This is a genomic window from Pedobacter sp., from assembly GCF_035566355.1.
Taxonomy (GTDB): domain Bacteria; phylum Bacteroidota; class Bacteroidia; order Sphingobacteriales; family Sphingobacteriaceae; genus Pedobacter.
The window spans coordinates 1-11,427 of sequence record NZ_DATMRL010000568.1 but is presented as its reverse complement, the minus strand read 5'-3'; the positions used below and the strand labels follow the sequence as shown (position 1 = coordinate 11,427).

At 40.2% G+C, this 11,427-nt stretch carries 10 protein-coding genes; 4 read left to right on the top strand and 6 right to left on the bottom strand.

What is annotated here, in order from left to right; genetic code table 11:
* Positions 1-437: 437 nt before the first annotated feature.
* Entirely contained in the window at positions 438-1,007 is a 570-nt protein-coding gene (locus VNZ46_RS22295; protein WP_325562745.1) for a DoxX family membrane protein, read from the bottom strand.
* Positions 1,008-1,183: 176 nt separating this feature from the next.
* Here VNZ46_RS22295 and VNZ46_RS22290 point away from each other — a divergent pair, with 176 nt between their 5' ends.
* The 3 genes from VNZ46_RS22290 to VNZ46_RS22280 all read left to right on the top strand — a co-directional run bounded on the left by VNZ46_RS22290 (position 1,184) and on the right by VNZ46_RS22280 (position 2,190).
* Positions 1,184-1,330: a hypothetical protein gene (locus VNZ46_RS22290; RefSeq protein ID WP_325562743.1), complete on the top strand. Its 147-nt coding sequence runs from the start codon at positions 1,184-1,186 to the stop codon at positions 1,328-1,330.
* On the top strand, positions 1,327-1,635 hold the full coding sequence (locus VNZ46_RS22285; protein ID WP_325562741.1) for a hypothetical protein: 309 nt from the start codon (positions 1,327-1,329) through the stop codon (positions 1,633-1,635). The genes VNZ46_RS22290 and VNZ46_RS22285 overlap by 4 nt, the downstream gene beginning before the upstream one ends.
* A gap of 258 nt (positions 1,636-1,893) precedes the next feature.
* Entirely contained in the window at positions 1,894-2,190 is a 297-nt protein-coding gene (locus VNZ46_RS22280; RefSeq protein ID WP_325562739.1) for a hypothetical protein, read from the top strand.
* Between the two features lie 364 nt (positions 2,191-2,554).
* On the opposite strand, the gene VNZ46_RS22275 is transcribed toward VNZ46_RS22280, so the two are convergent.
* From VNZ46_RS22275 to VNZ46_RS22265, 3 genes are read right to left on the bottom strand one after another with little or no spacing between them, the layout of a single operon-like run.
* Positions 2,555-3,475: a metallophosphoesterase gene (locus VNZ46_RS22275; protein WP_325562737.1), complete on the bottom strand. Its 921-nt coding sequence runs from the start codon at positions 3,473-3,475 to the stop codon at positions 2,555-2,557.
* Between the two features lie 41 nt (positions 3,476-3,516).
* Positions 3,517-5,304 carry a RagB/SusD family nutrient uptake outer membrane protein gene (locus VNZ46_RS22270; RefSeq protein ID WP_325562735.1) on the bottom strand — a complete coding sequence of 596 codons (1,788 nt, stop codon included), beginning with the start codon at positions 5,302-5,304 and terminating at the stop codon, positions 3,517-3,519.
* Positions 5,305-5,340: 36 nt separating this feature from the next.
* Complete coding sequence (locus tag VNZ46_RS22265; protein WP_325562733.1) at positions 5,341-8,613, bottom strand: TonB-dependent receptor; 3,273 nt, start codon at positions 8,611-8,613, stop codon at positions 5,341-5,343.
* A gap of 307 nt (positions 8,614-8,920) precedes the next feature.
* On the opposite strand from VNZ46_RS22265, the gene VNZ46_RS22260 reads away from it, so the two are divergent.
* Entirely contained in the window at positions 8,921-9,565 is a 645-nt protein-coding gene (locus tag VNZ46_RS22260; protein WP_108555914.1) for a TetR family transcriptional regulator, read from the top strand.
* On the opposite strand, the gene VNZ46_RS29435 is transcribed toward VNZ46_RS22260, so the two are convergent.
* Together VNZ46_RS29435 and VNZ46_RS22255 are read right to left on the bottom strand one after the other, a co-directional pair.
* Positions 9,514-9,768, bottom strand: coding sequence for a CBU_0592 family membrane protein (locus VNZ46_RS29435; protein ID WP_414693523.1), 255 nt, complete (start codon positions 9,766-9,768; stop codon positions 9,514-9,516). The two genes, VNZ46_RS22260 and VNZ46_RS29435, sit on opposite strands and share 52 nt — an antisense overlap.
* Positions 9,769-9,785: 17 nt before the next feature.
* The coding region (locus tag VNZ46_RS22255) for a BNR-repeat neuraminidase N-terminal domain-containing protein (protein ID WP_325562730.1) at positions 9,786-11,427 on the bottom strand (1,642 nt) is incomplete at its 5' end.

Here is an 11,427-nt window from a genome sequence, read left to right as displayed (position 1 = left end):
GAAAAGGACATCTTGTACATCAGAGGTGAAATTAATGGAGAGATTAAAGGTGAGATCAGAGGTAAGATGGAAATAGCTCAGGAATTAAAAAAAGAAGGCTTAACTAACGAATTTATAGCCAAAACCACCAAACTTTCGATTCAGGAAATCGAAGCGCTCTAATACCCTCCCCCAGTTCTTCCAATTCATGGAAGAACGCGCGCCAAACACTCCAATTTTCTGCGCATAACCACAAAATACGATATTAAACCCACTCAATAGGACAGCTACATACCGAATAATTATCCCCATGGCCCCGCTCGCGTAATATTCTCCAGGAACCATTTCACCCTCTATTTCGCCACCCTCCCCCGTCTGCACCCAATAAAATATTTTTCCTGATTCGAGCCTCAGAACTTGTAAGACTCAGTAAGATGCTAACCGTTGCCGTAACGTGATCAGTTAAATAGGTGTTTAAACAATTGATGAATAACACTTGGAAGTGCCCCAACGAGTTCTAAACATACAGCTAAAAATGGTAAAAGTAAATAGGCCCAAATGGGGTATTTAAATTTGGTAGAGGTGCCTTTGATGCAGTTTTGCAAGGCTAGTAATACTTTATCTCTATAGTGCCAAAGAATTAAACAAGTTAGCAGCAAATAAAATGGTAATCTCACTGTAAATGGCGTGTATAGCCCCATAAATGTCATATCCCAGATTAAGATGTTTATCCAGATAGGAATCGACATAAGAGCTCCTAAAATAACAGTACGGTTATATAAAATGAGGATTGCAGCAAAAATCTGAGAAATTCCAATGAATGATTTGAAAGGTTCATGATCAGCTAAGTACCATGACAATCTGAACAAATCGACATCCTTTAACGGTAGATTCATCGTTTTTTCCGTTACCCCAAATTGAGCATCGGTTAATTTACCCCAGCCATAGCGTACCAGTGTCCAGGCTAGCAATATCCTGGCAATTAGTATAAAATAATCCCAAACCTGTCTTTTATTTAATTCTTTCATCTATTGCGTTAATCCAGACCTTTAAATTACAGAAATTTCAGGAAGTTCCTACCCAAAGCTGTTTATTGTCCAATATTTTTCAGCGGTGTCTTTAAATACGCTTTCCAGGTCCGCCAGATTAGTCACATCGGCATTGATGGCTAATCTATATTGGTCCAGGAAAACCCACTATGCCCATGCTGATCAGAAACAAATACCTCCACTTCTGGTATAACCTGCTTACATTTTCGGAGAGCGATTACCAGGTATTTCTAAACTCAGAGAAAATAGAACAAAAGATGCTGGCCATTCTCAGTATCTCCAGATCAAGGATACAGAAATGATCTTACAACAGATCGTTCAGGAAATAGAAAACAAAGGCATTGGAGAATTAGAGCAAGGAAGATATTTAAAACAATTGCGCGTTTTGATGCAATTGCGTAATTTAGAGAAAAGATCAATTAAAAACATGGCACTAACAGGAAAAATATTTGTAGAAGAAAAGGACATCTTGTACATCAGAGGTGAAATTAATGGCGAAATTAAAGGTAAGATGGAAATAGCCCAGGAATTAAAAAAAGAAGGCTTATCTAATGAATTTATAGCCAAAACCACCAAACTTTCGATTCAGGAAATCGAAGCACTCTAATACCCTCCCCAGTTCTTCCAGTTCATGGAAGAACGCGCGCCAAACACTCCAATTTTCTGCGCAAAACCACAAAATACGATATTAAAACCCACATTATAATATAGCTACATCAACAATAACCAAAACCATTTCTCTAACCACCCTCTCCGGTCTGCACCCAGGAAAATAGGATTTAATGGTCGAACATCAGGACCTGTAAGGTCCAGAGAGAGCATAAATCCTATTTTCACCCATTAAGCCAATTCAAGACAAAAAAATATGCTAGATTTCTATTTATTGCCCGATGAGAAAAATGTACCGAATTATCCTGAAGAAACAGGAGGTAACATTATTGGCCAGATCAACCAGCAGACCTTTGAAAGATTAAAACTCAAGAAGATCATTCCAGAAAGATTTGATTATCACTCAGACTTTCGGTGGGATAAGGATTTAATCCAGCAAATCCGGAAGAACATTCAAAAACAAGCCATTCCTGATAGTGATGTAAGCCCCCTGCTGCAAATGCTAGATGCAGCCCAAGCCCAGGATAGCGGATTGATCGCTTATGCCGATTGATACACAAAAGTTTCCCTTTCACCACCCTCACCGGTCTGCACCCAGGAAAATATGTTTTTATGATCAAGCCTCAGAATCTGTAAGATTCAGCTAGATCATAAAACATATTTTCACCCACTAAGCCAATTCAGGATTAAAAAATAACGACGTCAAGCTATATTAAATCCTTTCCTTCAGACAAAGTCGCATCAACTCCACACCTTCTGCGCAGAAAATCCAGAAAAAGCACCCTTTTACCGAACAAGTACCGCAGCAAATACGCAGAAGCTGGGTTCCAGTCCTATACCAAGCCCTTCCCGAACCTTGCCCATACAAAAAAAGAGGTGCCTGAAAAGGCACCTCCTTCAATTAAAATTTCATCCCATTAAAAAGAATGCGGGATATACTCATTCTCTACCGTTCCATCCGTATACAATTTTAATATCGCATAACCCGGAGGAGTTTCCAGATAATAACCGGGTCCAGCCGATTCATTATCGCCCTTGCCCCACCAAAAACCACTCATAGCCCCGTTGCAGCAATACAATACATCATTATAATGCGTATGATCAGACAAATGATTATGCCCGCTCAGGCAAATTTTAACCTTACTGTGGTGTTTATAAAACAAATCCTTTAGCTTCTTGCAATCAGAGTGACCACCACCCACCAAAACCTGAGTAGTCCCTAAAATCGGATAATGAGACATCAGCAATACCGAATCACCTGCAGGAACTTTATCCAGTTCCTTCTCCAGCCACTCAAACTGCTCCTTATCTATAGAAACATTATCGTTAATGCTATCAAGTATCATAAAATGCCAGTTCTTTTTACTGAAACTATAATACCTGTTGGGGATTTTCAACCGCTTAACCACGTATTTTTTCCCGTACATCTCATCCTCTTTAGAGGGCGCCTTCCACCACGGATCATGATTACCAATACAACTATGCACCTCATAAGGATCAAGCAAAGAAGTACATTCATCCCAAATACGCCATTGCTGAATAACCTGGTCATATTTTACGTGATCATAAGAAGCATCACCTATGGAATCTCCACCATTTAAAAAGAAATCTGGTTTGTGTTTAGTTATAATATGCTTTAAGCAGCTTTTAAACCGCTCAGGTGCATTTTCTCCCGCCCCAATGTGCACATCCGTAATATGCGCAACCGTCATGGCCAGTTTTTTACCATTTTTACTTTCTCCGTCAAGCCCGGAAGCCAAAGCAGGAAGCCCTCCGGTTATCACTACGCCTGTAGCTAATCCTGCTGTTTTTAATAAAGATCTTCTGTTCAGTTTCATCTTTTCAATTACATATTCAAATAAGAACTATTTACCAACGGTTACCATCCGAATATTTGTTTCAGATTAGGGTTCAGCAACACTTGCTGTTGCGGTATCGGACGATAATAGTATTTAGGCTCATCAAAATTCCGTGTTACGGATTCCGTTACAATAAGGCTACCTGTATTTACATTTTTAAGATATACTGTAGCACCGGAGCCGATTGTACCTGTACGATAGTAGACCAGCTTTACCCCTAATGAATTCTTTTCCTTATTCTCTTCAGCAGGAATAGTTAAAGACTGATCTATCAATATAATATCTTCAATACCATCCCCTGTTAAATCATATTTTCCCAATCCTGCAAAGTACATACCTTCCGGGCTTTTGGTTAATAATTTCCCAGCTTTCCATCGCATCAAATCATCATATCTGGTGTTTTCAAATGCGAATTCTACTCTCCTTTCCCTTCTGATTTCCAATATTACCCCAGCATTTGATGTAATATTTGCATATTGTTGCTGTAAAAGAGGATCTGGCGATGCATTTGCCTGAGCCATGTTAAGATCGGGCATTCCCGCCCTTCTTCTGAGCAGGTTTACAGAAACATCCAGCTGCTGCTGTTTTAACGTACCCAGTTCAGCAAGCGCTTCAGCATAACTCAACAATACCTCTGCATAACGATATACCGGAAAATCTACACCATTTAAAGTACTTGCATCCGTACTGTTCACATATCCCTTGAGTTGATGATAACCCGTAAAATTTTTGTTTAAACTCTGAATGTAAGGCTTGGTATCCGGAACTCTGATCCATCCGGGATAAGCCATCGTTTGGGAAAGCCTTGGATCACGGTTCTGAAATTCCTTTACAAAACTCAGTTTATCGTAGTTTGGCAGGTCTGTAAAACGGCTGCCGTCCCTCATCAGATACGTTTGGATCAGGTCTTTAGCCGGAGCTTGTTCATAGTCACCGAAAACTGTTCCGTTAACATTTTGGCTCCTGTTCTTACTCATATCAAAAATATTGGCCAGTATCACCTCAGTATTCGTCGTTAAGTCCTGACTGTTGAATAAAGTCGCATAATCCTGTTCAGGCTTTCCGGTACTATACACGGAGAACTTTCCGGAAGCCATCACATCACCAGCAATTTTAACAGCAGTTTCGAGAAAAACATTTGCTGTTGCTGCTAAATTCAATTCGGAATGATATTTACGGTAAGTACCTTCATACAGTGCTGTACGGGTATAGAATGCCGCTACAGCCCATTTTCCTGGTGTACCGGTAGGCACGTTTTCCCGAACATGCTGATAAGCAAAATCAAGATCCGACATCACACTATCCATCACCAACTTCCGCGGATCGCGTGCTTTGTATAATGCATTATCCCCCGGGTTCATGGTACCGGAGTACCATGGCACATCAGAAAACCGCTTCACTTTATCTATATAAAACATCGCCCGGTAGTACCTGGCCAGTCCGGCATAATGATTTTTTATGTCTGCACTTACCTTTGCTTTATTATAGTTTTCTAAAAAATAATTAATGTCACGTAATCTGCTCCACTCCCAACCTGAAGTAATATTTTGCGAATTGGCACTACCCGCCATTACATTTTTCACTTCTACATTGGCTGTTGTTGCTACGTTATCACTGCTTTGGTCATTTAAGTAGCTTCCTCTGTCTGGCATCAAAAGCAGACCATTGACATATAAATTCAGATCGCTTTCTGTATTAAAGAAAAGGCCCGGCGAAATCGCTGTTTGCGGAAAACGGTCAAGGTCACTTTTTTTACAACCGACAGATGCAATTGCAATAAATAGAATATATTTAATATATGGTTTCATAACTAATATTTTAATAATTGTTAAGCTGATTAATAGTTAAAAATCCAGGTTTAAACCGATTGCATATTTTCTCTGAAAAGGATATGCCCACGCGCTTGGACCTTGGTTTACAGCTTCAGGATCTATATATTTCTTTATAGATGAAAATTCATACAGGTTATCACCAGTTACAAATACACGAAGGCGGTTGACTTTAAAGCGTTTGGTAAACGCAGAAGGTAAGGTATAACCTAAGGAGATATTTTTAATTCTTAAATAGGCTCCATTTAACAGGTACTTGGTTTGTGGAATATCTAATCCTGCCCCATAGTTATTATCCGCTAACCAGGATTGCAAAACAGGATAATAAGAGTTGGTATTCGCATCGGCCAGACCTGCAGCAATATAAGATGCCGAATGCTGAGCTCTTAACTCAGGTGAATCGCCTGTAGCGCGGTAAAAGTCCAGATTCCATGGATAAACATTGGCATAAGGCTGTTGGTACGGACCCCAGAATAAATAGTGGTGCGGATAAAAGTCTCTTTTTAATACCCCTTGCAAGAATATGGAAACATCAAAGCCATTCCAATCTAGGTTAAAATTGGCACCAATACTATATCTGTCGCTGCTGTTTCCAATGATTTTAAGATCTTTAGGGTCATTTGAGCTTAAACCCTTTTCAATTTTATGATTTCCGTCCTGGTCTTTATATTTCGGCCAGCCCTGAACAATAGACAAAGCGCCCCAGGGAATAATAGCAGACTCATCAAGTCCGGCTATTTCTGCCTTGTTCTGAAACATGCCATCATTTTCAAGCCCCCAGATTTCTCCAATTTTTTGACCTACCCTATAGTTGCTGAAAAGATTCTGATCGTTTGGAAATTTAGTGATTTCTGTTTGGGAATCAGCAAGGAAAACCTTTGCTTGAAAATTAAAAGGCTTGGAAGCAACCAAAAAGTTATCTCTGTATGTTACAGACAACTCCCATCCTTTTGTTTTTAAATTTGCCGTATTTTGCCTCGGTACCTGAGTTCCAAGTACGCCTGGTAACTCTTGTCCTCCGGTAAGCATACCCGTGGTATTGCGAATAAAATAATCAAATCCAAGGAGGAACTTGTCTCTAAAAAGACCAACATCTGTTCCCATGTTAAGCGTAGATACTTTTTCCCAGGTATAGGTATTCGGATCGACCAATAAACCCGGTGCTCCTTTTATAATTGGACTTTGACTGTTCCCACCAATAAGATATCCAGATGTACCTGGTACCAGCGACTGAATATAACCAAAATCACGAAGATAAGGATCACTACTGATGGCCTGGTTTCCTAATGAACCATAAGAAGAACGCAGCTTAAAGGTAGATAACACTGGCGCTAATGGCTTAAAAAAGTCTTCAGCACTAGCTATCCAGGCTGCAGAAGCTGAAGGGAAAAAACCCCAGCGTCTTGTAGAAGAAAAACGAGAAGAACCATCATATCTTCCGGTAGCCTCTAAAATATAACGCTCTTTATAGGTGTAATTTAAACGGCCAAATCCACTCGTCGTGGCATAAGCCGAGTATTCTGCACCAACCCCCGCTGCACCATTGGTTAAGCCAAGGTAGGGTAAAGAAGAAGAAATCAGACCATCTTTTGAGGAGGTTACGGTAGAATAGTTATAGTTTTCAGAGTTGTAACCCAACATTGCGCTGAAAAAATGGTCACCTATTGTTTTTCTGTAGGTTGCATACAAGTTAAAGGCATTATTATATAAATAACCGTTTTTCTCGTTTACACTCCCTGTGCCGCCTTCTTCCCTAACATCATTTGGTCCGTATCCGATTTTATAGGACTTGGAATCCTTATGATATTTCCACAGTTCCCGTTTAAAGGAAGCATCACCGTTGACCACTAAATCCCCGTTTAAAAAAGTTGCGGTGGCGCTGCTGATGTTTTGAAAACCAAACATTGTTTCCAGGTTCTTACCGCCATCCGTTAGTTTGGCCGCCAAACGCCCTGCATTGGTATTGGCCCAGGTACCATCTGGATTGACCGCTACATCTGTTGGTTGCAGGTAATACAGATCGGTAATGCCGGTATACGGATAGGCCCGTTTGGTTTCGTAAATATTCAGGTTGTTATCTATTTTAAGCCATTTGAAAGGTAAAAAGCTAACTCTTGGTCTTAAACCATATCGGTTCCAGAAATCATCGGAGAGTTTGTTCAATCCATTTTCTTTGGTATAATCCGCAGACAAATAATAGGTTAAAGGGGTATTATTAACTGTTGCCCCGCCCGAAAATGTCAAAGTATGGTTTTGTGAAAAGCTGGCGTCATTGAAAAAATATTTATACCAGTCGTTACTCCCCATATACTCCCATTTGGTAGGGTCTGTTAAGTTTACCCTTGTATCAGGAAGGGATGGATTGTCTGATCTTTCTCTTGCCCATTTATAATACTGGTCACTATAGTTTACATAATCCCATGGGGTGTTATTGGTTGATGTTTCCAGAACCCTGGAATAGATGTACGGATCTGTAACCGGTTTAGGAAGAATAGTAGATTTTCCCCAGGTACTGAGCATATTATAGCTAACCGTCTGGCGATCCACAGCACCTTGTTTTGTGGTGATCAGGATGACACCAAAGGCAGCTCTTGCGCCGTAAATTGCTGCTGATGCCGCATCACGAAGCACAGTATAAGATGAAATATCAGCAGGAGTTAACCTCAATAAATCGTCATTGCTTGCTGCAGGAATTCCGTCGATAACAATAAGTGGCGAACCACCGTTGATGGAGGTCATACCCCGGATGTTGATAACAGGAACTGTACCCGGTGCTCCACCTCCATAGGTAATGTTTAAACCTGGGCTGATTCCCTGCAAACCCTGCATTACATTCGAAATAGGACGTGATTCGAGGTCTTTACCCGAAATCTGATCAATAGCACCCGCAATGTTGATTTTTTTCTTGGTACCAAAACCAACAACAACCACTTCTTCAAGTCCCCCATCCTGTGGCTGCATTAAAACATTTAACTGGGTTTGCCCATGAAGTGCAACTTCCTGTTGTTTGTAACCAACATAGGCAAAAATGAGCACTGCATTGGGGCTTACATTCATGGTAAACAAACCATTAATATCAGATGAAATCCCCTGTTTGGTCCCCTTCACCATAATGCTTACGGCAGGAAGGGTTTCTTTGGTTTCCGCGTCTGAAACTTTACCCTTTAGGGTGATGTTTTGCGCAAAAGCAGACGTTGTGATTAGAAAAAAGGAAATCATCCAGAATAGTGAGTGCCTTTTTTGCATAACCCGTCCAAACAACGAGAACGAAGTGTAGTTTTTTTCCATACAATTTATAGTTTTTGAGTTTATTGGTTTAAGATTGATCACTTCTTAAATCGAGGGCAAATGTATACTCATGCCAACAAGTAAAAGTTAAGACTGTATTAATAAATTAATTGAACAGTCAATCAATCTATTTACAATATAGCCCAATTTATCAGCTGAAAACCAATACAATATTGACTATTATCGATTGTTTTTTGACATACGCTTTATAAAAACAAGATCAGTTGAGGTGAGTATGTTAATCCATTATTAATTCATTTCCGAATACAGATTACTTTGATAAATTTGCGCTTTACATAAAATCTATATGGGAAGAAAAAGCCTCAAAGAAATCAGGCAACAAGAAATTATCACCGTATTTTATGATACCGCCCGAAAAGACGGTTATGAAAACGCCTCAATTGCTAAAGTTGCTAAGGTTATGGATATTAATCCAAGCCTTATTATACATTATTTTAAAACTAAAGACGACTTAACCCACGCGCTTATAGACTACATACTGGAAAAGTATCTTCTTATTTATAAAACAAAAAACAAAGAAAACATTACGCTTGCCGACCTGCAAAAAACGATCGAAATGCTTTTCTCTAAAAAGTGGAATCTCCTGTTTGACGACGGTTTGTTCTACACGTTTTACGCTTTATCTTTCCGGGAAGAAAGGATTAAGGCCAAATATAAAACCATATTGGACTCGCTCCGTTCTGAGCTCACCTCAATGATAGAGCAATGCAATAAGAAAGAATTGTTAAATGTCACCTCCCCCAGAGCTGCAGCCGATTTAATATTTGTACTTGTAGATGGAGCATATTTCTACCTTTCACTGGAAAACGATAAAAAAGCTTATAAAGAAAAACTTGACGATTACAAAAACAAGGCTTATGAAATTTTAGGTCTTCCAGTTCAATCCTTACCTGATGTACCTCTTGTTCTCCAACCTTTTGTTAAAGCATAAAAACCAATAGAAGCCCATAATAAATTGGCTACTGCATTTGGTGTGTCATCAGCAATAATAGCGGTTATTAACAAACATAATCCACCAGTGATATTCAGTATCTGGAAGCCCCACGATTCTGGAGTCAACTTTTTTATGCTTAACAGTAAATAGCCCAGTGTACATAAACATACGCCCAGCCAGCCAATACCTGTTGATATCATCTCTATCATAGTAGGGTCTAATATAGATAAAACACGGTCAATACCGCCGAATGATCGGAAGGCCACACATCATCAATCTGAGGAGGTGTCCTTATTATTTTTGAAAACCTGGCTTTTAACCCCAGTCCTTTAGAATAAATATAGTCAATACGCGAAGTTTGCATATGCCCGTAAATGGCTGCAAATGTACCTCCCGGATAAGTGACCTCGTCGGGGTACAGTATTCGATAACTATCCGTATAACCCCGCTGCAACATTAATTTTGAAATAGGGAAATCAACCGGTCCATAACCATAATGTAAAAAGGCAGCTCTGGCTGTCCAGTCCAGATGGCTTCCCGAATTAAAATCTCCAGCAATAATGACCGGCAAAGTGGGATCTGAACGAAGTATAGGATCGATATCTTTGTCGAGATTAGTTTGCGCATCAACAGCTCCAAGTTCCCGGTCTTCTTTAACCCAATCCTCACTATTCAAGCCCGTATTGGCATAAGAACCCGTGTATTCATGTTTGGAGGCATACCTTAACCACCAGTTCCCAATCAATATTTTTTTATTATTGGGCAATGTAACGGTTGCTACATTAGATTTAAACTTGGCATTCGAAGAACTTTCCTTCATCGGAAACCTGCTGATGATGGCTAGATTTTCTGTGGGTGAGGCCGTCTGCAACTCAAAACCCAAAGCGCTAGCCAACATAGTTTGTGTGCCATACCCCTCTTCCAGTGTAATGATATCTGCATTTGTATTCCTTATCAATTCTTTAACCCGGTTTGGTCCCTCTATATGACCAAGATGTAACCCGCCATGCCAGATATTCCACTGCAATAGTTTTATTGCATTTGGATTTGTAGCAGAATTTGGGGTAATCAATTTGGGGATATTTGCGGTCTTGTCTTCCTCCGGAATATGTATTTGATGGTCTAGAATAAAGGAACTCACCTTTGCATGCAGCGTGTTGCCAGCTACCGCATTTCTATTCACGTCCAGTGTTACTAAAAAATAATTTACCCCTTCTTTCAATGGATAGGCACGAGCTGCCCCTTCCGTAAACCGGATTGCTTTACCTGGTTTTTTCCCCTTACCAAACAGTTCAATCCTGGTGGTGGAGCGCGGGGACTGGCCAGCGTAATAAACATGTACCCTGGCCATATCGCTTAGTGATGTCGAGCCAGAAAAATCCAGGTTCAACGCGGTCATTTTCAGAGGGGAACGCGAACCATTGACTACAATTCTCAACTTCAAAAGCTCATCATTTTTTGCATTTTGATCAGCATCCCATTCGCTTTGTATCACCACCGCATTAAAAACCTGCTGTTTCTTTTCCGCTAAGACAAACAACGGATTATCATTTTTAACCAGATAGGCCAGTGGCATATCTCCGTTATACTTCTTCCTGGTATTTCTAAGATGATAGGCCTGAGCTCCCTTTCCAACCAGGTTCAGACTCACATCGTTCTCCAGATTATCAAAATTATAATAGCCTTTCAACCGATTAAAATCAGGATGACCAGGGCCGAGAGGCCGGTACATCCATGCGCTCAAAGTAGCTCCGGAGACTCCACAACTCCATATCCTTACCTCATCAATACACCCACTAAAGCCTGTTGAATCCATATCGCTGGTACCGATTTCTCCCGGTAAAATATCAACAGCAAAT